This window comes from Halalkalibacter oceani, from assembly GCF_023715705.1.
GTDB lineage: Bacteria > Bacillota > Bacilli > Bacillales > Bacillaceae_D > Halalkalibacter > Halalkalibacter oceani_A.
Genome location: NZ_JAMBOS010000081.1, coordinates 1 through 484 on the forward strand (window position 1 = coordinate 1; position 484 = coordinate 484).

A 484-nucleotide genomic window follows, 5' to 3' on the forward strand; every position below is an offset into this window, starting at 1 on the left:
ATGTCTTTTTCCTTTCCTCAGAATTAAAAATGTCGAAATGTTTCGAATTATATACGGACATTATAATCGACTAATTCTGGACAGGCAATACCGTCAACTTTCGGTAATTTAAGGGTGTCAAAAACAACTTGCACGCTTAGAAAAAGATGTTCCAGAAGAAGCAAAAAAATTTAGCGCAAGCCTCTATCAGATACTACCAAGAATAAAATTAACTGATTTACTCATGGATGTGGCTCATATAACAGGATTTCATGAGCAATTCACTCATGCTTCCAATAATCGAAAACCAGATAAGGAAGAAACAATCATTATCATGGCTGCCCTTTTAGGAATGGGTATGAATATTGGCTTGAGCAAGATGGCCGAGGCCACACCCGGACTTACATATAAGCAACTAGCCAATGTATCTCAATGGCGTATGTATGAAGATGCAATGAATAAAGCCCAAGCCATATTAGTAAATTTCCATCATAAATTACAGTTG

The 484-nt window shown here is 36.6% G+C and carries 1 pseudogene; it reads left to right on the plus strand.

The features are described 5' to 3' along the window. Positions 1 to 127 precede the first annotated feature (127 nt). Positions 128 to 484: pseudogene (locus M3212_RS21735) on the plus strand (Tn3 family transposase); the annotation flags it as partial.